Raw genomic sequence first — 22,157 nt, 5'->3', positions numbered from 1 at the left:
GGCAAAACGATATGCCCTCGCTAAAGGATCTTCGAAACCGCATCTCCTCCGTCAAGGCGACGCAGAAGATCACCAAAGCCATGCAGATGGTCGCCGCCGCGAAATTGCGCCGCGCCCAGTCGGCGGCGGAGGCGGCGCGTCCCTATGCCGAGCGCATGGAGTCGGTGCTGGCCAACCTCGCTTCCAGCGTGACGGCAGGCGGACCTCCGCTCTTGGCCGGCAATGGCAAGGACGAGACGCATCTCCTCGTCGTCGCCACCGCCGAGCGCGGCCTTTGCGGCGCCTTCAATTCCTCCATCGTGCGTCTCGCCCGGGAGCACATCGCGCGGCTTCAGGATCAGGGCAAGACCGTCAAGATCCTCTGCGTCGGCAAGAAGGGTTTCGAGCAGCTTCGCCGCCAGTATGAGCGCAACATCATCGAGGTCATCGAGCTGCGCGGCGTCAAGCAGATCGGCTTCGACAACGCCGACGAGATCGGCAAGAAGATCATCCGCATGTTCGAAGAGGGGGACTTCGATGTCGCGACGCTGTTCTTCTCGCGCTTCAAATCGGTGATCGCTCAAATTCCGACCGCGCAGCAGCTCATCCCGGCGCAAATTCCCTCGAACGAAAACGCGCCGCCCGTCGAAGGTCCGCAGGCGTCTTACGAATATGAGCCGGGACAGGACGAAATTCTCTCGACGCTGCTGCCGCGCAACATCTCCGTGCAGGTGTTTCGCGCGCTGCTCGAGAACGCCGCCTCCGAACAAGGCGCCCGCATGAGCGCGATGGACAATGCGACGCGTAACGCCGGCGACATGATCAAGAAGCAGACGACGATCTACAACAGGTCGCGTCAGGCGATGATCACCAAGGAGCTCATCGAAATCATCTCGGGCGCCGAGGCGCTCTGAGGCATTTTAGGACGAGGACGAAACATGGCCGCCAATAAGCCCAGCGGGCGCATCACCCAAGTCATCGGCGCCGTCGTCGACGTGCAGTTCGACGGGCAATTGCCTGAGATTCTGAACGCCCTCGAGACGACGAACCAAGGCAATCGCCTCGTTCTCGAAGTCGCGCAGCATTTGGGCGAAAACTCCGTTCGCACCATCGCCATGGATTCGTCCGAAGGCCTGGTGCGCGGTCAGGAAGTCACCGACACCGGCGCGCCGATTTCGGTTCCGGTCGGCGACGAGACGCTTGGCCGCATCATCAACGTCATCGGCGAGCCGGTCGATGAGGCGGGCCCGATGCTCACGAAATCGCGCCGCGCCATTCACCAGCCGGCGCCTTCCTACGCCGAGCAGGCGACGGAAGCGCAGATTCTCGAGACCGGCATTAAGGTCGTCGATCTGCTCGCGCCTTACGCCAAGGGCGGCAAGATCGGCCTGTTCGGCGGCGCGGGCGTCGGCAAGACCGTGCTGATCATGGAGCTCATCAACAACATCGCCAAGGCGCATGGCGGCTATTCCGTCTTCGCCGGCGTCGGCGAGCGCACCCGCGAAGGCAACGACCTCTATCACGAGATGATCGAGGGCGGCGTCAACAAGAAGGGCGGCGGCGAAGGCTCGAAATGCGCGCTGGTCTACGGTCAGATGAACGAGCCGCCGGGCGCGCGCATGCGCGTGGCGCTGTCGGGCCTCACCGTCGCCGAAGATTTCCGCGACCGCGGCATGGACGTGCTGTTCTTCGTCGACAACATCTTCCGCTTCACCCAGGCGGGTTCGGAAGTCTCGGCGCTCCTGGGCCGCATCCCCTCCGCGGTGGGCTATCAGCCGACGCTCGCGACCGACATGGGCGCGCTGCAGGAGCGCATCACCACGACGACCAAGGGCTCGATCACCTCGGTGCAGGCGATTTACGTGCCGGCCGACGATCTGACCGATCCGGCGCCCGCCACCTCCTTCGCCCATTTGGACGCAACGACCGTGCTGTCGCGCTCGATCGCCGAGAAGGGCATTTATCCGGCGGTCGATCCGCTCGACTCGACCTCGCGCATGCTGTCGCCGGCGATCGTCGGCGAGGAGCATTACGATGTCGCGCGCAAGGTGCAGTCGACGCTGCAGCGCTATAAGTCGCTGCAGGACATCATCGCCATTCTCGGCATGGACGAACTTTCCGAGGAGGACAAGCTCGTCGTCGCCCGCGCCCGTAAGATCGAGCGCTTCCTGTCGCAGCCCTTCCATGTCGCGGAAGTGTTTACCGGTTCGCCCGGCAAGCTCGTGTCGCTCGCCGACACGATCAAAGGCTTCAAGGGACTCGTCGAAGGCGAATACGACCATCTGCCGGAGGCGGCTTTCTATATGGTTGGCTCGATCGAAGAAGCGGTCGAAAAGGCCGCGAAGCTCGCCAAGGAAGCGGCGTAACTTTTACAAAGCGTCATGGCCGGACGTGCTCCGGCCATGACGCTGATCAGTTTTCGTGGATGGCCGGGGTCACCCTGGCCATGACGGGCTGGACGCAAAGCGCCGTCGGAGAACATCATGGCTGCATTCCACTTCGAACTCGTCTCTCCCGAGAAGCATCTCTTCTCCGGCGAAGTCGAGTCGGTCGTCGCCCCTGGCGCCGACGGCCAGTTCACCGTGCTCAAGGACCATGCGCCGGTCATGACCACGCTGAAGGCCGGCGTGGTGACCGTTTCCGGCGGCGAAGGCAAGGTTGAGAAGCTTTTCGTGCGTGGGGGATTCGCCGACGTCAACGCGTCCGGCTTCACCATTCTCGCCGAACAGGCGATTCCTCTTTCCGAAATCGACGCCGCCAAGGTCGACGCCGACATCCGGAACGCGCGTGAAGACATCTCCGACGCCAAGTCTGACGAAGCGCGTCTCGCCGCGTCCGACAAGCTCGCGCAATTGCAGGAGCTGCGCGCGGCGATCGGCGGCTGATCAGACCGCGCAGGGAAAGCCACACATCCTCGCTGCAGCATTTGCCGAGCCTTTCCACGTCATGCCCGCGCTCGTCGCGGGCATCCACGCGGCGCTCTCACGCGGAACCGCTCAAACGCAGCGTGATCTATGCCTCGTCCGCATCTTCCGACTCCGCCGGTTCTTCGAGCTCGGCTTCGATGATGTCGCCGTGCCGCTCGACGGGCGCCAATCCCGATCGCGACTGGGCGACCTCGCGTATCGCGTCTCCGATTTCGGGATTGCGCTTGGTCAGCGTCTGCAGATCATAGGCGTCGAGAATGAGGAGTTTCGTCGGCGCGGTCGCCCGCACGTCGGCGGTGCGTAACGTTTTGCGCAGCACGGCGATCTCGCCGAAGAACTGCCCTTCGCCGAGCGCGACGTTTGCATGCGCCAGCTCGACTTCAACCTCGCCCTCGGCGATGAAATACATCGAATGGGCGGGATCGCCCTTGCGCACGATCAATGCGCCACGAGGAAGGGACTGCGCCCGAAGATAGCGCATGATTTCGGCGATTCCGGCCGCGTCGAGGCCGCGAAACAGCGGCACGCTGGCGACCATCGTCCAGGTGACGACGAATTCGCGGCGGTGGATCTCTTCGGCGAAGGCGGTGGCGAGAATGCCGACCGGCAGGCCCAGCAGCAGAAAGCCCGTCACCATGGCGAAGGAGGCGATGAGCTTGCCCGCCAGCGTGAGCGGAATGACTTCGCCATAGCCGACGGTCGTCACCGTTTCGATCGCCCACCACATGGCGTCGGGAATCGTGCCGAATTTTTCGGGCTGCGCCTCATGTTCGGCGATATGCATCGCGGTCGAAAAGAACAGCACCGCGCCAAAAAGAATGATCAGCCAGGCGAGCAGCGCCTTGCGCTCGGCTTCGATCACCGCGAGCAAGGTGCGGATGCCGGGAGAATAGCGCGCGAATTTGAAGAATCGCAGTAGGCGCAGCATCAAAAAGACGCGCAGATCCGCCGAGAAGTAGAACGAAAGATAGAAGGGCAGAAAGGCGGCGAGGTCGATCAGCGCCCAGCCTGATGCGATGAAGGCGAGCCGCGCCGCCGTCGCCGAGCGGCGCGCATAGAGCGCATGTTCGGGCGCGCACCAGACGCGCAAGACATATTCGAGCGTGAAGGCGGCGACGGCGACATATTCAATGACGTTGAAGATGTCCTCATAGCGGTCGCTATATTCCGGCACCGATTCGAAAATCACCGAAACCACCGACAGCAGAACGAGCCCAATCAGCCCGCGATGGACGACGCGCGCGATCCGGTCGTGGCTGCCGCCGTCCAGGACGACGTGGACGCGCCGCCGCAACAAAGCCAGACCGCGCCGCCGGTCCGGCTCGTTCATGGCGCGCCCGCTTTTCCGCGCAACGCGTCCTCCACGGAGGCGAGCGCCTGATCAATGGCGGCGGCGTTGGGGCCGCCCGCCTGCGCAAGATCCGGCCGGCCGCCGCCGCCCTTGCCGCCGAGCTTGACGCTCGCGACGCGCACGAAATCCACGGCGCTGTATTTCTCGGTGAGATCGTCGGTGACGCCGACGACGATGCCGGCCTTGCCGTCGGGCGAGGCGCTGGCGATCGCGACGACACCCGAGCCGATCGCCTTCTTGGCGTCGTCGACCATCGACTTCAAATCCTTGGCCTCGATGCCTTCGACCGCGCGCGCCAGGAGCTTGACGCCGCCGACGTCCCGCGGCCTCTCGTCGGCGCCGTCGCCAGCGCCGCCGCCCATCGCCAGCTTGCGCTTGGCGTCCGCGAGTTCGCGTTCAAGCCGCTTGCGCTCGTCGAGAAGAGCCGCAAGCCGGGCTGGCGCGTCTTCGACAGGCGCGCGCATCAGCGCCGCCATGTCGCGCAGCGCGCGCGATTGCGAGACAAGCTGGCTGCGCGCGCCCTCAGCGGTGCGCGCCTCGATGCGGCGCACGCCGGAGGCGACCGCGCCTTCCCCGACAATGGCGACGAGGCCGATGTCGCCGGTGCGGGCGACATGCGTGCCGCCGCATAACTCGACGGAGAAGGGATGCGCGGCACCGGGCTTTAACGGCCCCATCGAGACGACGCGCACTTCGTCGCCGTATTTCTCGCCAAAGAGCGCGCGCGCGCCGGAGCGGATGGCGTCGTCCTGAGCCATTACCCGCGTCTCGACCGGCGCATTGTCCTGAATGATTTCATTGGCGAGCGTCTCGACGCGCGCCAGCTCCTCGTCGGTGAGCGGCTTGGGATGGGTGAAGTCGAAGCGCAGCCGGTCCGGCGCAACGAGCGACCCCCTTTGCGCCACATGCTCGCCGAGCACCTGCCGCAGCGCCTCATGCAGAATATGCGTGGCCGAATGGTTGGCGCGCGACTGCGTGCGCCGCTCGTGGTCGACATCGAGCTCGAGCGCGAGGCCGGGGGTGATCTCGCCCTCTTCGACGACGCCCTCGTGAACGATGAGGTCGCCGAGCTTCTTGACGGTGTTTTCGACGCGAAAGCGCACGCCGCGGGCGCGCATCACGCCGACGTCGCCGACCTGTCCGCCCGACTCGCCGTAGAAGGGGGTCTGATTGAGGATCAGCGCCCCGCGCGCGCCTTCCTTCAGCGAAAAGGCCTCGCCGCCGTCATGAATGATCGCGGTGACGACGCCCTCGCTTCTTTCAGTTTCGTAGCCGAGGAATTCGGTCGCGCCGAGACGTTCCTTCAGCGCGAACCAGAGCGCTTCGGTCGCGGTTTCGCCGGAGCCGGCCCAGGCCTTGCGCGCGTCCGCCCGCTGGCGCTCCATCGCGGCGTTGAAGATTTCCTTGTCGACGCCGATGCCGCGCGGACGCAAGGCGTCCTCGGTGAGATCGAGCGGAAAGCCGTAGGTGTCGTAGAGCTTGAACGCCGTTTCGCCGGAAAGCTTGTCGCCCTGGCCGAGCGCCGCCGTCTCCTCGTCAAGGATCGCGAGGCCGCGCGCGAGCGTGGCGCGAAACCGCGTCTCTTCGGAAAGCAGCGTATCGGCGATGAGCGACTGGGCGCGCACGAGCTCCGGATAGGCCTGCCCCATCTCGGCGACGAGCGTCGGCGCCAGCCTCCACATCAGCGGCTCCTTCGCGCCGAGAAGCTGCGCGTGACGCATGGCGCGGCGCATGATTCGGCGCAGCACATAGCCGCGGCCTTCGTTCGAGGGCGTGACGCCGTCGGCGACGAGGAAGGAGGCGGCGCGCAGATGGTCGGCGATGACGCGATGGCTCGCGCCCTGCGGGCCGTCAACGGGCGCGCCGGTGAAATCGGCGACCGCCCCGGTCAGCGCACGGAAGAGATCAATGTCGTAATTGGAGGTCACGCCCTGCATCAGCGCGGCGATGCGCTCCAACCCCATGCCGGTGTCGATCGAGGGGCGCGGCAGCGGCGCGCGTTGCCCCGGCGCCACCTGCTCATATTGCATGAAGACGAGGTTCCAGAACTCCAGGAACCTGTCGCCGTCCTCGTCAGGGCTGCCGGGCGGACCGCCTTTGAGCGTCTCGCCCTGATCGTAGAAGATCTCCGAACAAGGGCCGCAGGGGCCGGTGTCGCCCATGCTCCAGAAATTGTCGGCGCTGGCGATGCGGATGATGCGGCTGTCATCGAAGCCGGCGATCTTTTTCCACAGATCATAGGCTTCGTCGTCGTCGTGATAGACCGTGACGAGCAGCCGATCGACGTTGAGCCCGAATTCGCGCGTGATGAGGTTCCAGGCGAGCTCGATCGCGCCTTCCTTGAAATAGTCTCCGAAGGAGAAATTGCCCAGCATTTCGAAGAAGGTGTGATGGCGCGCGGTGTAGCCGACATTGTCGAGGTCGTTATGCTTGCCGCCGGCGCGCACGCATTTTTGCGCCGAGGCGGCGCGCGCATAGGCGCGCTTTTCGACGCCGGTGAAGACGTTCTTGAATGGCACCATGCCGGCGTTGGTGAACATCAACGTCGGATCATTGTGCGGCACGAGCGACGAGGAGGCGACTTTCTCGTGCCCATTATGCGCGAAATAGTCGAGGAAGGCGGTTCGGATCTGGTTGACGCCACTCATGCGGTCACGGCTCGCGAATGCGTCTCTGTCGCCAAGCGGCGGCGCCGATGCGGGAGACGCGTTTAAAACAATAACCTGGAGCGGCCTTTCGTTTCAACGAAACAGGCGACGGCCCGAGGTTGCGGCGAAGGCTGCGGCAGGCGGCGCCGTCGCGCGCTTCGTCATGCGCGATATGACAGTTTCGGGGGGAAACGGCAATGGCGCGGGGACCGCGATCGGGTGAAGGGCTTCCCCATCCTTGTAACTTAAACCGTGCCGGATCGGCTAACATTGCCGCTGCGGCGGCGACGAGCCGACGACAGAGCGCGAGCCGCTCCTCAGTCGCCTCTGCGCCGAACGCGGGAAGACAGGAGGCCGCCAAGCGGTCGCCGCGCAGCCTCAACGATCAGCGCGCCGACGACCCCGAGCGCGCCCATGAGCAGGAAGAAATACACGCTGGGCACGCTCGACCACAAACTGCCGAGCCATCCCGCCAGGAGATTGCCGAGAAACATCGATGTGAACCACACGCCCATCAGCGCCGAGCGCGATCCTTCCGGCGCGACATGCGACACGAGCGACAGGGCGATCGGCGAAAAGTGCAGCTCCGAGACGGTGATGACGCAGAAAAAGGCGAGGAGCCAAAGCCAGCTCGCCTTGCCGCCGTCGCTCGTCCAGGCGGCGAGCGCCATGACGCCGTAGCTCACGGCGAGGCCGAGACAGCCAAGCGACATTTTACCGATCGTCGAGGGCTCGCGCCCGGCCCGAGAGAGCCGGCTCCAAAAGGAAACGAGCGGCGGCGTGAAGAGAAAGATCATCAGCGGATTGAAGGCCTGAAACCACGTCACCGGAATTTCGGCGCGCCATCCGAAAACATCGACGCCGCGGTCGGTGGATTGCGCCGCCCAGAGCGCGATGGTGTTGCCCTGCTGTTCGAAGGCCGCCCAGAACAGCGCGGAAGGCGCAAAGAGCAGCATAAGGATGGTGAGCGACCGGCGAAACTGCGCGTGCATTTGCGCCGTCGGCGCGCGTCTTACGCCGTGCATCGGCTCGAGCGGCAGGCTCGGAAGACCCATCACATATGTCGCGAGGCCGATCGCCATGCCGACGCCCGCGCAGGCGAAGCCGTAATGCCAGCCGATCGTCTCCCCGACTGTTCCGCAAACCAGCGGCGCGAAGAACGCGCCGATATTGATGCCGACGTAGAAGATCGAATAAGCGCGGTCGCGACGGGCGTCCGCCGGCGCGTAAAGCTCCCCGACCTGGACGGAGATGTTCGGCTTGAAGCCGCCGCAGCCCAACGCGATGCAAAGCAGCGCGATCAGAAAGAGGCGATCGTACGCCATCATGAAATGGCCGACGGCCATCAACGCCGCGCCGATGACGATCGTGCGCGCGCGCCCTAACCAACGGTCGGCGATCGCCCCGCCGAGGATCGGCGCGAGATAAACGAGGCCGGTGTAGAGCCCGTAGATTTGCGAGGCGAAAGGTTGCGGACCGAGCGGACCGGAAAGCGTCTCAAGCCCGCGCTTCAAGGCGTCAAGGCCGAGCGCCGTGTCCATGCGCCCCGGCGTCAACAGATATTCGACCATGTAGAGGACGAGCAGCGCCCGCATGCCGTAATAGGAAAAGCGCTCCCACATTTCGGAAGCGAAGAGAAAACCGAGCCCGCGCGGATGGCCAAGAAAATCGTCGCTTCGCTGCATTCGTCCTGCCGGACCGAGCTTTCGTTCCGCGCGCCGCTGTGGCCCGTGCAGCCTCTATAGACGAAGGCTTGATCGGCTCAAATCGCCCCCACGTCGAGGCCCGCCGCCACCAGCATCCCCAATTCGCGGCATTCGTCGACGAAGTCTTCCCGCCATTCGCCGCGGCAGATGAGCGGCTCCTGTACCGCCCGCCAGCGCAGTCCCGTCACGATCGTTTCGACGCCGCGCCGCGTTCCAGTGCCGTCATGGCCGGCGCGAATGTAAAGCGCGTATGGCAGGCCCTGCGTGCGCTCCAACAAGGGATAGTAGCAACGATCGAAGAAGTCCTTGAGCGCCCCGCTCATGTAGCCGAGATTTTCGGTGGTTCCGAGAATGACCGCCTGCGCGGCGAGAACATGCTCGGGCGTCGCCGCGAAAGGGCTGAGCGTCTCCACGTCAACGCCCTCGATCTCGGGCGCGCGCGCGCCGGCGGCGACCGCGTCCCGCAATCGCTCGGTGTTACGCGAAGGCGTGTGCGCGACGATGAGCAGGCGCTTTGGCAAAATGAGCGCGGCTACCAGGGATGAAATTCTGGCACGTAAATAATTTTCATGAAGATCGCCAGGCCGACGATCGCGAGCAGGACCAGCAGCCCACTGTAAGCGATCACCGCATAGACCGAGCCGTTGTAGACCGTGTCCAACAGTCGCAGCGCGTATGCTCTCAGCGCGCCGTCTGTTTCCGTTACCTGCTTCGCCATAAGCTCTCCTCCTTAAGGAGGCGGTCAAAACCCATTTCCTGTAAACCGATATAGCGCGCGAAATGTCGCCGTCACCACTATTCGCTCGATGCTATCAGAGGTTGGGATTTGCTTTTGTCGCGGGCGCTCATCGCGCGCTTGCGCTTGTCCGCCAGCTCGACGACCTGGGCCTTTTGCGCCTCCGACATCGACATCCAGCCGGCGATCTCGACGCGCGTGCGGCCGCAGCCGACGCACACGCCGTCCTGATCGAGTTCGCAGATCTTTATGCACGGACTGTCGACCATCGGCTCAACTTTTGACTGCGCCGCTCCGGGATTGCGGCGAATGCGTCCCGCCGCGCTATAGGATGGCGCGCCGCGCGCGTCAAAAACGTCGGACGGTTCTTCGCGACAATCCTTTTTCTCCTTCGCCAAATCGACTAGATGCGGGCCATGACGACAAAAACCAAGATCTTCATCGACGGCGACGCCGGCACCACCGGGCTCGAAATCCGCGAGCGGCTCTCCGGGCGTGCGGACATCTCGCTCCACGCGCTCCCACAGGAGACGCGCAAGGACGTCGGCGCCAAACGCGACATTCTCGCTTCCGTCGACATCGCGATTTTGTGTCTGCCGGACGACGCGGCCAGAGAAACCGTCGCGCTCTGCGACGCCCTCGGCGCGGGCGGCCCGCGGTTGCTCGACGCCTCCACGGCGCATCGCGTGGCGGATGGCTGGGTCTATGGCTTCGCGGAGCTTTGCAAGGGACAGGCGGCGGCGATCGCCCGCGGGCGCCGGATCGCGAACGTCGGCTGCTACGCCACGGGCGCGATCGCGCTCATCCGTCCGCTCGTCGACGCCGGGCTTATCCGGCCGGACCAGCCGCTGACGATCAACGCCATCTCTGGCTATTCGGGGGGCGGACGGCAGATGATCGAAGCCTATGAGCGCGGCGAAGCGCCGGCGTTCGAGCTCTATGCGCTCAGCCTCGAGCACAAACATGTGCCCGAGATCATGGCCTATTCGAAGCTTTCCGAGCGGCCGCTTTTTGTGCCGTCCGTCGGCAATTTCAGGCAGGGCATGCTGGTCTCGATGCCGCTCGCGCTCGACGCGCTGCCCGGCAAGCCCAAAGCCGAGGATTTCGAAGGCGCCTATGCCGGTCACTACGCCGAGGCGAAACATGTCCGGCTCGCGGCCGCGCCGACAAGCGGCAAGCTTGATCCGCTGGCGCTGAACGGAACCGATGACATGGAGGTCTTCGTCATTGCAAACGAAGCGCGCCGCCACGCCCTGCTCGTCGCGCGGCTTGATAACCTCGGCAAGGGCGCGGCCGGCGCGGCGGTGCAAAATCTCGACCTGATGATGGGGAAGACCGCCGTCTCAGCTTAGAGCGCTTCCCGATCACATCGAATCATGTGATCGATAAGAAATCGCTCAAAATCAAAATGCTCGAGCAGGTTCTCATCGAAAAAGTCTGTCAACTTTTTCCGGACCTGCTCGAGCGCCAACAGCGAAGCTTCGGGGCGCCTATTCGGCATAGGCGGTGGCGCCTCCCGGCAGTTTCGCCGCGACGTCCTCATAGCGGCTGGTGCGCTTGTCCATCATCGTCTCGAAGGCTTCATGCACCTCCTGGACCGAGCGCACCTTGAGCCGGCGGCCCTGCTGCTCATAGAAGATCGGCTTATTGGCGCGCGCCGGTCTCGGCAGTAGCGACGCCGCCGACGTGTGCGGCGCCTCGTCCATGGTCCTCATGAAGCGCTCGGCGTCGTCCGGACCCAGGAAGTGGATGAGGTAGGTTTCGCCGCGGGTCAGAGGACGGCCGATCTTCTCGGCGATCCGCGCGCTGTCCTTCTTAAGCATTTCGGCCGCGAGAACCGCGGAAAGATAGGGATCATTGCGCAGGCCCAAGATTTGCGCCCGCTTCTGTCCGCTGACGCGCGCCGAATCGTCGCTCGCGATCGCCGCCGCCGTCTCGCCGTGCCCATGGCGCCAACCGAAGGTTTTCATCGCCTTAAGCCAGGTCTTCTCGACGAATTGGAAGAGCCCGCTGGCGGAAGACGTCCGCGCCTTCGCGGTGGAGGAGAAATTCGACTCCTTGTCGGCGATGGCCATGAGCAGCGCCGGATCCATTTCAGTCGTCTGCGCCGCCTTAACGACGCGCTCGACGATCGACTGCTGCACCTTGATGGACCCGAACCTCATCACCCCCGGCGTATCAAAGGCGTCGTCACTCCCCAGCCGATGCGACCAGGTGAGCGCCGCCTGGTCCAAAGAGAAATCCGAATCGAGCGCCGTATCGTCATCGGCGGATTGCGTCAGCGTCGTCAGCGGAGAGGCGGCGACGCGGACGCGTGCAGCGCGCGCGGTCCGCTCCGGACGAGAAGTCTCGTCGCGCTCAGCGGTCATCGCCAGGACAGCCAGCACCGAAAGCAGGGTCGCGACGCAAAGCGCGCGCAACAAAGGCGAACAGGATTGATCAAGCAGTAAGCCCGGCAGGGTCGCGCTGGGCGACGCCTTGGATTGCCGGCCTGAGCGAGGCGACGCGACCTTCTCGTCTTTTGAAGGCGGCGGGGCGTTCGTCAGCGTGACGGTCATGCTTCGCGGTTTCTCCACAATTACGCAAAGTTTGCGTAAACAGAAGGTTACCTGCGAGGCGGGGCGAAAGATCGGCGGCCGGAGCCTTGCTCGCGCCACAATTACGGCCGCACCACAGACGCGCGGCGGCCGTAAACTTATGTGTTACAATAGATTACGCAGACAGGCGCGTCGCCGTCGCCACAATGACGCCACTAGTCGAGACGCGAACTTGCTGCGGCCGGCGTCTCAAAACGAGAGCGGGCGTCTCTAAAAGAGATTCGACACCTTGGAGAGCATGCCTTGGAGCAGATGATATTCGGGGCCGGCGGTCGGCGTCGTGCGGGTGATGAAGTCGATCGGCTTGCCGTCCTCCATGCCGTAATCGGCCACGCGCTGAACCTTCTTCGACTTGTCGAAGTAAACCGCATAGACGCGCTGATCGGCAATATTCTGTGGCATGAAGGCGAATTTGCGCTCGATACGCTGGCTGACGTAATACCAGGCGTCGCCGCCGACCGTCGACGTTGTGGAGGGGGTGCCAAGGGTCGCCATCACCTGCTGCGCCGGCATGCCAGGCTTGATCTGCCCGGTGCTGCGCGAATCGAGCACGGCCCCGCGGTTGACGACGCCCTCATACCCGAGACAAGCGGAAAGCGAAGCAGCGAGGCCGGCCACGGCCGCTAAACGAGAAACGACGCGCAAAGCCTGCGCCATGAATGTCTCCGAAATCATCCGCCGCGGCGCGCCTGCGCCCGGTCGATAGTCCCTCGCCAAATCCGTAATCTTGGAACGCAGCGAAAGCAAGACGGCTGTTCTCGCGCTGCGCAGCGCTGGCGTCCGTGCGCCGACGCACATATCTGGTTCTATGGAACGCCCGCGACATGGAGACAGCGCGACATGGAGACAGCGCCATGAACAACACTTTCGACTCGCATCCGCCGCTTTCGCGCCGTCTCGCCCTCTCTGAAGTGCCCCCCGAAGGTCTCGACGTCGACATCCGGGCGACGCCGCTCGAATGCGCCGCACTGGCGCAGCACAATGCGCTGCCCGCCGTCCATTCGCTCCATGCAAAGCTGCGCGCGCGGCGGCGGCGCGGCGACGGATTGGAGATCGAAGGCGAGCTGCGCGCCAGGCTTCGGCAAACCTGCGTCACGACGCTCGAGGAGTTCGACTCGGAGCTCATCGAACCCATCCAGATGCGCTTTGCGCCGCCGCCGGACGAGGCGCCGCGCAGCCGAGGGCGACACGAAGAGTTGACTGAAATTTCGCTCGATGAGGATCCGCCTGATCCGTTGATTGGCGGCGTCGTCGATCTCGGCGCGGCGGTTTCCGAGTTCTTCACGCTGGCGCTTGACCCCTATCCTCGCAAGCCAGGTGCAAATTTCGTCGAACCGCAGCCTGGCGACGGAGCTCAGGCCGTCTCGCCTTTCGCCGCCCTGGGACGGCTCAAGCCGCGCCGCGAGGCTTGAGGCGAGACAGAATAGGCACTTGCGCCTATGGCCAGCAAATGGCAAGTCGCCCGCAAGGGCGGGAGCGCGAACGCGCTTCTCGGACGCGTCACAAAGGCCGGCCAAGAGTTAAGACGGCGAATCCAGGCGCGCAGTCGGGAGAAACGAATTAAATGCCGCAAACTGTTCGGATCGCGCTCGACGCGATGGGCGGCGATTTTGGCCCGAAGGTGACCATCGCGGGCGCGGCCAGCGCGCTCGAACGGCGTCCCAACAGCCGCTTCCTGCTGATCGGCGACGAGCCGGCGATCCGCGCCGAGCTTGAGCGTCATCCGCGCCTCGCCGAATGCGCCGACGTGCGCCACTCTTCAGTGTCGATCCGGATGGACGACAAGCCGAGCCAGGCGCTGCGCTCCGGAAGGCGCGTCTCGTCGATGTGGCTCGCGATCGATGCGGTCAAGAAAGGCGACGCCGACGTCGCGGTTTCGGCCGGCAACACCGGCGCGCTCATGGCCATGGCGAAAATCTGTCTGCACACGATGGCGCGCGTCGATCGTCCCGCGCTCGCCTGCCTTTGGCCGACGCTAAGGGGGCAGTCCGTCGTGCTCGACGTCGGCGCGTCCATGGGCGCCAACGCCAGCCACCTCGTGGATCTTGCGATCATGGGCGCGGCGATGGCGCGGGTCATGCTGGGAGTTGAGCGCCCGACCGTCGGCCTGCTCAATGTCGGCGCCGAAGAGATCAAGGGCATTGAGGAGGTGAAGGCCGCATCGACCCTGCTGCGCGATCTCGCCCTGCCCGGTTTCGATTACCGCGGCTTCGTGGAGGGCGACGGGATCGGACAGGGCGCCGTCGACGTTGTCGTCACCGAGGGCTTTACCGGCAATATCGCGCTCAAGACCGCTGAAGGAACCGCCGCGCAGATTACCGCCTATGTCAAAGAGGCGATGGGCGGCACGTTGCTCGCCAAGCTCGGCTATCTTCTCGCGCTCGGGGCCTTCCGCCAACTTCGCGCCAAAATGGACACACGGGCGACGAATGGCGGCGTGTTTCTTGGGCTCCAGGGAATCGTCATCAAAAGCCACGGCGGCGCCGATTCGGTCGGCTTCGCGCGGGCCGTCGAGATCGGCCATGAGGTGGCCGGCAGCGACCTGCTCAATCGCATTCGCGACACTGTCGCGCTGGCGCACAGCCTCGAGGGCCAGGACGGCGCCGTTTCGACCAGTTCTCCCCGGGAAGCCGCTCAGTGACCACAAGCATGCCTCAACTGCGTTCCGTCGTTCTCGGCGTCGGCGCCTATCTCCCGCAAAAAACCCTCACCAATGACGAGCTCGCCAAGCTCGTCGACACGAGCGACGCGTGGATTGTGCAGCGAACGGGAATCAAGGAGCGCCATATCGCCGCGGAAGGCGAGACAACGTCGATGCTCGGGGAGATGGCCGCGCGCGATGCGCTCGCCAATGCGGGAATTACCGCCGACGACATCGACCTGATCGTCGTGGCGACATCGACCCCAGACTGGACCTTCCCGTCAACCGCGACGCAGATTCAAGCGGCCCTCGGCATTACGCATGGCGTGGCGTTTGATCTGCAGGCCGTCTGTTCGGGATTCGTTTTCGCCGTCGCCACGGCGGAAAAATTTCTACGCTCGGGCTCGCACAAGCGCGCGCTTGTGATCGGCACCGAGACATTCTCCCGGATCATCGATTGGACCGACCGCACCACCTGCGTGCTGTTTGGCGACGGCGCCGGCGCGATGGTGCTCGAGGCGCAACCGTCGCAGGGAGGGGCCGACGAGCGCGGCGTGCTGACGACTCATCTGCGCTCTGACGGACGCCATCGCGCGAAACTCCATGTCGACGGCGGGCCTTCCGCGACTCAAACCGTCGGTCATCTGCGCATGGAGGGGAAAGAAGTGTTCCGCTTCGCGGTCGGCCAAGTCACCGACGTCGTCAAGGACGCTTTCGCCGCGACGGGACTGACCCCCGAGGATCTCGACTGGTTCGTGCCGCATCAGGCCAATCGCCGAATCATCGATATGTCGGCGCAAAAGCTTGGGATTGCGCCGGAAAAGATCATCGCCACCGTGCATTTGCACGGCAACACCTCCGCCGCGTCGGTGCCCCTGGCCTTGGCCGTCGCCGCGGCGGACGGACGAATCAAACAGGGCGATCTCGTCATGCTTGAAGCTGTCGGAGGCGGCTTTACCTGGGGATCTGCGCTGATACGCTGGTAAGCTGGCGTAATACAACAACTATTTCAATGTAAGCAAATATTGGCAGGAAATATTACACGCGCGGTTACAACCTGCGCTTGATTTCCGCATTCAATTCTGAAAAATTCTGACAATAGCCGGTGGCGAATACCCGCTGTGGGTGGGTTTCGGAGCGATAACGCGCCGCCCCTGATAGCGCCCCGTCGTCCCTCCGGCGCGCTCCGAACAGCCCACGACCGTCGTTTTTGATGAATTGTAAGGCAGAAGATGGCCAAGGGGGACGCAACCGCTAAGCCAAACGGCGAAGCGACAGAAGAGCGCATGGCGAGCGGGGGCACCGTGACCCGTTCGGCCCTTGCAGACGCAATCCATCGGAAAGTCGGAGTGCCGCGGGCGGAGTCCGCGAAATACGTCGAAATGGTGCTGGAAGAGATCTTCGAGCGCATCATCGCGCGCGAAGACGTCAAGCTCTCTTCCTTTGGCGCCTTTGTTGTCCGCTCAAAGAAGGAGCGGCTGGGACGCAATCCGAAGACTGGCGCAGGCGCCAAGATTTCGGCGCGGCTGGTCGTCTCCTTCAAGCCGTCCAACATCATGCGTGCGAGAATCAACGGCGACGAGTGACGCTTGCGGCTTCGAGCGCGCTGACCCGCTTGACAAGCGTCGGCGCGCCATGCGCCAAGCATGCATGGCTAAAAGCCGCGCGGTCTACGTCTGTCAGAACTGCGGCGCCGTCGCGTCGCGGTGGCAAGGTCGCTGCGACTCCTGCGGCGAGTGGAACAGCCTCGTTGAAGAGTCGGACGCCGGCGCGCCCGCCGTTTCCCGCCGCGCCGCGCGCGGCCGCGTCTTCGAACTCGAGGGGCTCGCTGGCGAAGGCCGGCCCGCGCCCAGAATTGCGACAGGAATCGACGAATTCGACCGCGTCACCGGCGGCGGCTTCGTGCCGGGCTCGGTGCTGCTGCTCGGCGGCGAGCCCGGCATCGGCAAATCCACTCTGCTCATCCAGGCCTGCGCGACTCTGGCGCGCCGCGGCGCGCGCGTCGTCTATATTTCGGGCGAAGAGGCCGTCGCCCAGGTGCGCCTGCGCGCGACCAGGCTCAATCTCGCCGATGCGCCGGTGGAGCTCGCCGCCGCAACCCAGGTCGAGGACATTCTCGCCACCTGCGCGACAGGCGCCCGCCCGGCGTTGATCGTGATCGATTCGATACAGACGATGCACACCAACATGGCGGAGTCGGCGCCTGGAACGGTGACGCAGGTGCGCGCAAGCGCCCAGGCGCTCCTGCGCCACGCCAAGACGACGGGTTCGACGATCGTTCTCGTCGGCCATGTCACGAAGGATGGGCAGGTTGCCGGTCCGCGCGTGGTCGAACATATGGTCGACGCCGTCCTGTCCTTCGAGGGCGACGGCGCGCATCATTTCCGCATGCTGCGCGCCTCCAAGAACCGATTTGGCGCGACAGGCGAAATCGGCGTCTTCGAGATGACCAGTCTCGGCCTCGCCGAAGTCGCCAATCCATCGGCGCTTTTTCTTGCCGGCCGAGACTCTGGCGCGCCGGGCGCCGCGGTCGTCGCCGGCATGGAGGGGCAGCGTCCGCTGCTGATCGAAATCCAAGCGCTCGTCGCGCCGAGCTCCCTCGGCACGCCGCGACGCGCCGTCGTCGGTTTCGACCAGAATCGGCTCTCAATGATCCTGGCCGTGCTCGAAGCGCATGGCGGGCTGAAGCTTGGCATGCACGACGTCTATCTCAACGTCGCAGGCGGATTTCGGGCCCACGAACCGGCCGCCGATCTCGCCGCGGCCGCCGCCCTCGTCTCGTCGCTCACCGGCGCCGTCCTGCCGCCCGACATGTGCTTTTTCGGCGAGATCGGGCTCTCCGGCGCCGTGCGGCCCGTCATTCACGCCGGCATGCGACTGCGCGAGTCAGGGAAACTCGGGTTCCATCTCGCCGTCGTCCCGCAATCCCAACAAATTTCCGATGATGGGCGCGGCGCCGGCGTGACGATCCGTCCCTGCGCAGACGTCGGCGGCCTCGTCGCCGCCATCGCCCGCATTTCGACGCGCGAAAGAACCATCGCGCGCGGCTAATGAGCTCGCGCATTAGTGTTTCCGGCTGGCCCCAAGATGCGTTAGAAGGCTGCCAGTGCGAAAGCGAGACGCCTGCCGGAACGACGCTTGCCTGCCTGCGGCGGCGCAAAGTTGACACAGGTTCTGGAGAGGGTCGAACGGATGTCGCCCGGAAGGCGGCCAACAGCCCGTTCAGAAGCGTTCAGAGCTCGGGGCGAACAAGCAAGGGGCTAGCGATGCCGTCATATCTTGATTTGGCTGTGATTACCGTCGTTCTGGTTTCGGGGATGCTCGCTCTTTTGCGCGGCTTCACCCGCGAAGTCCTTGCAATCCTGTCCTGGGTTGCGGCGGCGGCGGCGGCGTATTTCTTTTATCCGCTCGCCCTGCCCTACATCAAACCCTACGTCAGCAAGGACGAGATCGCTCTCGCGGCTTCCGTGGCCTCCGTGTTTTTCGTCGCTTTGATCGCTGTTTCTCTCATCACGGTGAAGCTCTCGGACGTCATCCTCGATTCGAAGGTCGGCGCCCTCGATCGCACGCTCGGTTTCCTGTTCGGCGCCGTTCGCGGCGCGCTGCTCGCCGTCGTCGCCTTCGTCTTTTACAGCTGGCTCGTGCCCGAAACGAATCAGCCGGAATGGATCAAGGACGCGCGCGCTAAACCGTTCCTGACGGCTGGCGGCGAGAAGCTGCGGGAAATGCTGCCCGACGACATCGACAGCCTCGTCGCCAAGATCAAGGCGAAGAAGGGCGCTCCGACGAATGAGGAGCCGCCGGCCGACGTCGAGCCGGACAAGATTCAGCCTGCGCCGACCGACGCAAGCTCGGAGGCTCCGACTGAGGCGCCGGCCGAGGCGGCGCCTCAATCGGACGACAAGCCTGAATGATGGTCTTGCGGTTGGGCCCCGCCGCTGGCACATATGACGGGAATGCGACGGCCGGGCGCTTGGGAGTGCTGAGCGGCGGCGCGTCACGGGGGACGAAGCATGACGGAGGCCGCCGAGGATCTTCAACGATCCTCATCCCGCGAGATTGACGCGACAGACGATCTCGACGGCGACAGGCTTCGCGAATATTGCGGCGTGTTCGGCGTCTTCGATCTGCCGGACGCCGCAGCGATCGCCGCCTTGGGCTTGCACGCCCTGCAGCATCGCGGCCAAGAGGCGGCCGGCATCGTCAGCTTCGACGGCGGCCGCTTCCATGGCGAGCGTCGACTGGGCTTGGTCGGCGATCACTTTTCTCAGGAAAACACGATCAAGCGCCTGCCCGGCGCCACGGCGATCGGACATGTGCGCTACGCCACCACCGGCGAAACCATGCTGCGCAACGTGCAGCCGCTGTTCGCGGAACTGAACACGGGCGGCTTCGCGGTCGCCCACAATGGCAACCTCACCAACGCCCAGACGCTGCGCCGCGAACTGATCCGCGAAGGCGCGATCTTCCAGTCGACTTCGGACACCGAGGTCATCCTTCATCTCGTGGCGCGCAGCCGCAGGCCGCTGCTCATCGACCGTTTCATCGAAGCGCTTCGCTCGATCGAAGGCGCCTATTCGCTCGTCGCGCTCACCAACAAGAAGCTGATCGGCGCGCGCGATCCGCTCGGCATCCGGCCGCTCGTCATCGGCGAATTCAACGGAAAATATATTCTCGCGTCGGAAACTTGCGCGCTCGACATCATCGGCGCGCGCTTCGTGCGCGACGTGATGAACGGCGAGATCGTCATTATCTCCGAGGACGGAATTCAAAGCTTGCGGCCGTTTCCGCCGCAGCCGATGCGCCCCTGCATCTTCGAATATATCTATTTCGCCCGTCCCGATTCCATCGTCCATGGCCGTCCGGTCTATGAGGTGCGCAAGGCGATGGGCGCCGAGCTCGCGCGCGAGCGCCTGATCGAGGCGGACGTCGTGGTGCCCGTGCCGGACTCCGGCGTGCCGGCGGCGCTCGGCTATTCGCAGCAATCCGGCGTGCCGTTCGAACTCGGCATTATCCGCAATCACTATGTCGGGCGCACCTTCATCGAGCCGACGCAAATCGCCCGCGATTTCGGCGTACGCATGAAACACAGCGCCAACCGCTGCGTCGTCGCCGGGAAACGCGTGATCCTCATCGACGATTCCGTCGTGCGCGGCACGACGTCAGTGAAAATCGTGCAGATGATGCGCGACGCCGGCGCGACGGAAGTGCATTTCCTGATTTCGTCGCCGCCGATCACCAATCCGGACTACTACGGCATCGATACGCCGCAGAAGGAGAATCTGCTCGCCGCGACGCATACGCTCGATGAAATGCGCGAATATATCGGCTGCGACTCGCTGGGCTTCCTGTCGGTCGACGGCATCTATCGCGCCATGGGCTACGAGCGCCGCGATCCCATCCGGCCGCAGTTCACCGACCACTGCTTCACCGGGGAGTATCCCACGTCGCTGACCGACCTTGTCGGCGAAAACCGCGCGCAACTGTCGCTGTTGGCGGAGGCGAGCTGAGAGGCGGCCGACGCGAGATCCGCGTGCTATGAGAGGCCATGAGCGCAACGGCCCAGAGACGCATCAACGCGGCGGAGTTTCTCGCCTGGGCGCAATCTCAGGAGAAGGGCCGCTATGAGCTGTTTCGCGGCGAAACCTTCGCGATGGCGCCGGAACGCGCGGAGCATGTCGCCGCTAAGGCCCGCATTTGGCGCGCGCTTGCCGATGCAATCGCGCGCGTCGGAGCGCCGTGCGAAGCATTTGTCGACGGGCTCGGCGTAAAAATAGACGATCACACCGTTTACGAACCCGACGCATTGGTCAATTGCGGCGATCCTGTGCAGGCGGATTCGCTCCTGGCGCCTATGCCCATCGTCATCGTCGAAGTCATCTCGCCCTCTTCTCGGAGCTTCGACAAAAATTCAAAGCTCAGCGATTATTTTCGGCTCGCGAGCGTCAAGCATTATCTCGTCGTGGACCTTAGCCGACGGCTGATCTTGCACTACCGCCGGCAAGCCGATCAGATCGTCGTCGGAATCGTCAAGGAAGGCCGCATGACGCTCGATCCTCCAGGCCTGGATGTCGCTGTTGACGAAATGATTCCCGAGATCCCTGCGTGAAGCCTCCCCGCATCGCTCTCGTCACCGGCGCCTCGCGCGGCATCGGGCGCGCGCTCGCCCTGGAACTCGCCCGCGACGGCGCGCATGTCGTGGCTCTGGCGCGCACGCAGGGCGCGCTCGAAGAACTCGACGATGAAATCCGCGCGCAGGGCGGACAGGCGACGCTCGTTCCCTGCGATCTGGCCGACTTCGACGCGCTTGACCGTCTCGGCGCCGCACTGTTCGAACGCTGGGGCAAGCTCGACGCCTTCGTTGGCAACGCAGGCGTTCTCGGCCCTCTGTCGCCGCTCGCCCACGTCGACCCGAAGGACTGGAATCGCGTCATCGCGATCAACGTCACCGCAAACTGGCGGCTGATCCGTTCCCTTGATCCGCTCTTGCGCGCGTCAGGCGCCGGACGCGTCCTCTTCATCACCTCAGGGGCGGCGCATCGCGAGACAATGAAGCCGTTCTGGGGCGCTTATGCGGTCTCGAAGGCGGCCCTCGAAGCGATGGCCCGCACCTATGCGTCTGAGGCCGCCGGCGATGGCGTGACCGTCATGCTCGCCAATCCGGGTCCGCTGCGCACGCGCATGCGCGCTCAGGCGATGCCGGGCGAAGATCCGATGACGCTTAAAACGCCTGAAGAATTCGCAAAAAAATGCCTCGCGCCGCTGGCGCCGGAATGGCGCGAGAGCGCGAGGCTTTATGATTTCCCCACCGACCGGCTGCTGAGTTTTTCCGCGCCGGTCTGATGCGACTTTAGAGCCGACCCTTAGCTGTGATGGTGGCTCGTGTGATGGTGGCTCGTGTGGAGCTTGTGCCAGCGGTAATGATGATGGATGTAGCCGTGGCGCAAAACGGGCGGCGGGGGCGGCGGGACATAGGCGAGGGTCAAGCGCTCGACGCCCGCAGTCCATCCCACGCCGGAGCCTGCTTCGATGCTGAAAGGCTGCAGCGAGAAGGTGTCGTTGGAGCCGCCGACCAATATTGCGCCGCCGCCGCCGACCACGACCTTGGCCGACACGCCTGGGCCATAATAAGAGCCCGCCAGGGCGCCCGGTCCGATATGGCTCGTGGCGGAGACGACGCCCCAGGCAAGCTCGCCAGGACCGTTGATCGTCACATTGGCGCCCACCTTGGTGAGCGCGCCGACGTAATGAGCAGGAACAGCGCCTTCCGCGTCATCGAGATAAATGCAGTCCATCTGCTGATTTTCGATCAAAACGCTGATGCCGTTGCCAAGCAGCCGGCACTGCAAGGAGCCGATGCGGTCGCCCGCGAAGGCGCTCGCCGGCGCCAGCAGGGCCAGAGCGCAAGCGCCGCTCAGCGCGCGACCCCAAAAAAACTTCAGCATTCAGTGCTCCTCTTCCTAGTCTAGGGCCACCGACCCAGAACGAAGCCGGCAACGCCCGCACTGCAGTACAGGACGAGCCCCGAAATGCAATAGCGCCGCTTCAGCCGCAACCGAAGATATCGCGCCT

At 64.4% G+C, this 22,157-nt stretch carries 22 protein-coding genes; 13 read left to right on the top strand and 9 right to left on the bottom strand.

Going from position 1 to position 22,157, the window contains the following annotated elements; all coding sequences use genetic code 11:
* The first annotated feature begins 11 nt into the window (after nt 1-11).
* From ACR65T_RS14585 to ACR65T_RS14575, 3 genes are all read left to right on the top strand, one after another.
* Nucleotides 12-893, top strand: a complete 882-nt coding sequence (locus ACR65T_RS14585) for a F0F1 ATP synthase subunit gamma (RefSeq protein ID WP_196401811.1) — start codon at nt 12-14, stop codon at nt 891-893.
* 24 nt (nt 894-917) lie between these two features.
* Nucleotides 918-2,345, top strand: coding sequence for a F0F1 ATP synthase subunit beta (gene atpD, locus ACR65T_RS14580; RefSeq protein ID WP_434497167.1), 1,428 nt, complete (start codon nt 918-920; stop codon nt 2,343-2,345).
* 117 nt (nt 2,346-2,462) lie between these two features.
* The gene (locus ACR65T_RS14575; RefSeq protein ID WP_434497166.1) at nt 2,463-2,864 is read left to right on the top strand and encodes a F0F1 ATP synthase subunit epsilon; all 402 of its coding nucleotides are present in this window, start codon (nt 2,463-2,465) and stop codon (nt 2,862-2,864) included.
* A gap of 127 nt (nt 2,865-2,991) precedes the next feature.
* Here the strand turns inward: ACR65T_RS14575 and ACR65T_RS14570 are convergent, their stop codons facing one another.
* From ACR65T_RS14570 to ACR65T_RS14545, 6 genes are all read right to left on the bottom strand, one after another.
* Nucleotides 2,992-4,236: a cyclic nucleotide-gated ion channel gene (locus ACR65T_RS14570; RefSeq protein WP_434497165.1), complete on the bottom strand. Its 1,245-nt coding sequence runs from the start codon at nt 4,234-4,236 to the stop codon at nt 2,992-2,994.
* Nucleotides 4,233-6,905 carry an alanine--tRNA ligase gene (gene alaS, locus ACR65T_RS14565; RefSeq protein ID WP_434497164.1) on the bottom strand — a complete coding sequence of 891 codons (2,673 nt, stop codon included), beginning with the start codon at nt 6,903-6,905 and terminating at the stop codon, nt 4,233-4,235. Before alaS ends, ACR65T_RS14570 begins: the two co-directional genes overlap by 4 nt.
* A 317-nt stretch (nt 6,906-7,222) precedes the next feature.
* Nucleotides 7,223-8,590 carry a peptide MFS transporter gene (locus tag ACR65T_RS14560; protein WP_434497163.1) on the bottom strand — a complete coding sequence of 456 codons (1,368 nt, stop codon included), beginning with the start codon at nt 8,588-8,590 and terminating at the stop codon, nt 7,223-7,225.
* A 77-nt stretch (nt 8,591-8,667) separates the two neighbouring features.
* Nucleotides 8,668-9,132: a flavodoxin family protein gene (locus ACR65T_RS14555; RefSeq protein ID WP_434497162.1), complete on the bottom strand. Its 465-nt coding sequence runs from the start codon at nt 9,130-9,132 to the stop codon at nt 8,668-8,670.
* Nucleotides 9,133-9,143: 11 nt separating this feature from the next.
* Nucleotides 9,144-9,329, bottom strand: a complete 186-nt coding sequence (locus ACR65T_RS14550) for a hypothetical protein (RefSeq protein ID WP_434497161.1) — start codon at nt 9,327-9,329, stop codon at nt 9,144-9,146.
* A 77-nt stretch (nt 9,330-9,406) separates the two neighbouring features.
* Nucleotides 9,407-9,745 (bottom strand): DUF1289 domain-containing protein, encoded by a 339-nt coding sequence (locus ACR65T_RS14545; protein ID WP_434497160.1) that lies wholly within the window; start codon nt 9,743-9,745, stop codon nt 9,407-9,409.
* An 18-nt stretch (nt 9,746-9,763) separates the two neighbouring features.
* Between ACR65T_RS14545 and argC the strand changes: the two genes are divergently transcribed.
* Nucleotides 9,764-10,699, top strand: a complete 936-nt coding sequence (gene argC, locus ACR65T_RS14540) for an N-acetyl-gamma-glutamyl-phosphate reductase (protein ID WP_434497159.1) — start codon at nt 9,764-9,766, stop codon at nt 10,697-10,699.
* Nucleotides 10,700-10,837: 138 nt separating this feature from the next.
* Here the strand turns inward: argC and ACR65T_RS14535 are convergent, their stop codons facing one another.
* Both ACR65T_RS14535 and ACR65T_RS14530 read right to left on the bottom strand, forming a co-directional pair.
* Nucleotides 10,838-11,905 carry a transglycosylase SLT domain-containing protein gene (locus tag ACR65T_RS14535; RefSeq protein WP_434497158.1) on the bottom strand — a complete coding sequence of 356 codons (1,068 nt, stop codon included), beginning with the start codon at nt 11,903-11,905 and terminating at the stop codon, nt 10,838-10,840.
* 249 nt (nt 11,906-12,154) lie between these two features.
* The gene (locus tag ACR65T_RS14530; protein WP_434497157.1) at nt 12,155-12,601 is read right to left on the bottom strand and encodes an outer membrane protein assembly factor BamE; all 447 of its coding nucleotides are present in this window, start codon (nt 12,599-12,601) and stop codon (nt 12,155-12,157) included.
* Between the two features lie 197 nt (nt 12,602-12,798).
* Between ACR65T_RS14530 and ACR65T_RS14525 the strand changes: the two genes are divergently transcribed.
* From ACR65T_RS14525 to ACR65T_RS14485, 9 genes are all read left to right on the top strand, one after another.
* Nucleotides 12,799-13,356, top strand: a complete 558-nt coding sequence (locus ACR65T_RS14525; protein ID WP_434497156.1) for a YceD family protein — start codon at nt 12,799-12,801, stop codon at nt 13,354-13,356.
* A gap of 152 nt (nt 13,357-13,508) precedes the next feature.
* Entirely contained in the window at nt 13,509-14,585 is a 1,077-nt protein-coding gene (plsX, locus tag ACR65T_RS14520; RefSeq protein WP_434497155.1) for a phosphate acyltransferase PlsX, read from the top strand.
* 8 nt (nt 14,586-14,593) lie between these two features.
* Nucleotides 14,594-15,571, top strand: a complete 978-nt coding sequence (locus ACR65T_RS14515) for a beta-ketoacyl-ACP synthase III (protein WP_434497241.1) — start codon at nt 14,594-14,596, stop codon at nt 15,569-15,571.
* Nucleotides 15,572-15,817: 246 nt separating this feature from the next.
* Nucleotides 15,818-16,171, top strand: a complete 354-nt coding sequence (locus ACR65T_RS14510) for an integration host factor subunit alpha (RefSeq protein ID WP_434497154.1) — start codon at nt 15,818-15,820, stop codon at nt 16,169-16,171.
* Nucleotides 16,172-16,235: 64 nt separating this feature from the next.
* On the top strand, nt 16,236-17,636 hold the full coding sequence (gene radA, locus ACR65T_RS14505) for a DNA repair protein RadA (RefSeq protein WP_434497153.1): 1,401 nt from the start codon (nt 16,236-16,238) through the stop codon (nt 17,634-17,636).
* A 215-nt stretch (nt 17,637-17,851) separates the two neighbouring features.
* The gene (locus ACR65T_RS14500; protein ID WP_434497152.1) at nt 17,852-18,499 is read left to right on the top strand and encodes a CvpA family protein; all 648 of its coding nucleotides are present in this window, start codon (nt 17,852-17,854) and stop codon (nt 18,497-18,499) included.
* 99 nt (nt 18,500-18,598) lie between these two features.
* Entirely contained in the window at nt 18,599-20,095 is a 1,497-nt protein-coding gene (gene purF / locus ACR65T_RS14495; RefSeq protein WP_434497151.1) for an amidophosphoribosyltransferase, read from the top strand.
* A gap of 38 nt (nt 20,096-20,133) precedes the next feature.
* Nucleotides 20,134-20,694 (top strand): Uma2 family endonuclease, encoded by a 561-nt coding sequence (locus tag ACR65T_RS14490; protein WP_434497150.1) that lies wholly within the window; start codon nt 20,134-20,136, stop codon nt 20,692-20,694.
* A complete protein-coding gene (locus tag ACR65T_RS14485; RefSeq protein WP_434497149.1) occupies nt 20,691-21,428 on the top strand; it encodes an SDR family NAD(P)-dependent oxidoreductase in 738 nt (245 codons plus the stop codon). The genes ACR65T_RS14490 and ACR65T_RS14485 overlap by 4 nt, the downstream gene beginning before the upstream one ends.
* Before the next feature lie 20 nt (nt 21,429-21,448).
* On the opposite strand, the gene ACR65T_RS14480 is transcribed toward ACR65T_RS14485, so the two are convergent.
* Complete coding sequence (locus tag ACR65T_RS14480; RefSeq protein ID WP_434497148.1) at nt 21,449-22,030, bottom strand: DUF992 domain-containing protein; 582 nt, start codon at nt 22,028-22,030, stop codon at nt 21,449-21,451.
* Nucleotides 22,031-22,157 lie beyond the last annotated feature (127 nt).

It is taken from the genome of Methylocystis sp., assembly GCF_051061285.1.
Classification (GTDB): Bacteria; Pseudomonadota; Alphaproteobacteria; order Rhizobiales; family Beijerinckiaceae; genus Methylocystis.
This window is presented reverse-complemented; position numbering and strand designations above follow the sequence as displayed.

Bases quoted from the DNA above. Each gene is read 5' to 3' on its own strand.
- ACR65T_RS14585 (WP_196401811.1), top strand. From the start codon at position 12: ATGCCCTCGCTAAAGGATCTTCGAAACCGCATCTCCTCCGTCAAGGCG.
- atpD (WP_434497167.1), top strand. From the start codon at position 918: ATGGCCGCCAATAAGCCCAGCGGGCGCATCACCCAAGTCATCGGCGCC.
- ACR65T_RS14575 (WP_434497166.1), top strand. From the start codon at position 2,463: ATGGCTGCATTCCACTTCGAACTCGTCTCTCCCGAGAAGCATCTCTTC.
- ACR65T_RS14570 (WP_434497165.1), bottom strand. From the start codon at position 4,236: ATGAACGAGCCGGACCGGCGGCGCGGTCTGGCTTTGTTGCGGCGGCGC.
- alaS (WP_434497164.1), bottom strand. From the start codon at position 6,905: ATGAGTGGCGTCAACCAGATCCGAACCGCCTTCCTCGACTATTTCGCG.
- ACR65T_RS14560 (WP_434497163.1), bottom strand. From the start codon at position 8,590: ATGCAGCGAAGCGACGATTTTCTTGGCCATCCGCGCGGGCTCGGTTTT.
- ACR65T_RS14550 (WP_434497161.1), bottom strand. From the start codon at position 9,329: ATGGCGAAGCAGGTAACGGAAACAGACGGCGCGCTGAGAGCATACGCG.
- argC (WP_434497159.1), top strand. From the start codon at position 9,764: ATGACGACAAAAACCAAGATCTTCATCGACGGCGACGCCGGCACCACC.
- ACR65T_RS14535 (WP_434497158.1), bottom strand. From the start codon at position 11,905: ATGACCGTCACGCTGACGAACGCCCCGCCGCCTTCAAAAGACGAGAAG.
- ACR65T_RS14530 (WP_434497157.1), bottom strand. From the start codon at position 12,601: ATGGCGCAGGCTTTGCGCGTCGTTTCTCGTTTAGCGGCCGTGGCCGGC.
- ACR65T_RS14525 (WP_434497156.1), top strand. From the start codon at position 12,799: ATGAACAACACTTTCGACTCGCATCCGCCGCTTTCGCGCCGTCTCGCC.
- plsX (WP_434497155.1), top strand. From the start codon at position 13,509: ATGCCGCAAACTGTTCGGATCGCGCTCGACGCGATGGGCGGCGATTTT.
- ACR65T_RS14515 (WP_434497241.1), top strand. From the start codon at position 14,594: ATGCCTCAACTGCGTTCCGTCGTTCTCGGCGTCGGCGCCTATCTCCCG.
- ACR65T_RS14510 (WP_434497154.1), top strand. From the start codon at position 15,818: ATGGCCAAGGGGGACGCAACCGCTAAGCCAAACGGCGAAGCGACAGAA.
- radA (WP_434497153.1), top strand. From the start codon at position 16,236: ATGGCTAAAAGCCGCGCGGTCTACGTCTGTCAGAACTGCGGCGCCGTC.
- ACR65T_RS14500 (WP_434497152.1), top strand. From the start codon at position 17,852: ATGCCGTCATATCTTGATTTGGCTGTGATTACCGTCGTTCTGGTTTCG.
- purF (WP_434497151.1), top strand. From the start codon at position 18,599: ATGACGGAGGCCGCCGAGGATCTTCAACGATCCTCATCCCGCGAGATT.
- ACR65T_RS14490 (WP_434497150.1), top strand. From the start codon at position 20,134: ATGAGCGCAACGGCCCAGAGACGCATCAACGCGGCGGAGTTTCTCGCC.
- ACR65T_RS14480 (WP_434497148.1), bottom strand. From the start codon at position 22,030: ATGCTGAAGTTTTTTTGGGGTCGCGCGCTGAGCGGCGCTTGCGCTCTG.